Below are 255 nucleotides of genomic sequence, written 5' to 3' on the forward strand. Positions count from 1 at the left end.
TCGTGCTCACCCACAACTACACCGGCTATCCGATGGTGCGCCAGGCGCGCGCGATGGTCGAAAATGGCGACATCGGCGCTATCCGGCTGGTGCAGATGGAATATCCGCAGGACTGGCTGACGGAGAATATCGAGCAGTCGGGCCAGAAACAGGCGGCCTGGCGCACCGATCCGGCCCGCTCCGGCGCCGGCGGCTCGACCGGCGACATCGGCACCCATGCCTATAATCTCGGCGCCTTCGTCTCCGGGCTGGAAC

Annotated in this window: 1 pseudogene; it reads left to right on the forward strand. The window is 65.9% G+C overall.

What is annotated here, in order from left to right:
• Positions 1-255, forward strand: a pseudogene (locus IB264_RS34390) (gfo/Idh/MocA family oxidoreductase); the annotation flags it as partial.

Origin of the sequence: Ensifer sp. ENS11 (assembly GCF_014851895.1) — a bacterium.
Lineage (GTDB): Bacteria > Pseudomonadota > Alphaproteobacteria > Rhizobiales > Rhizobiaceae > Ensifer > Ensifer canadensis.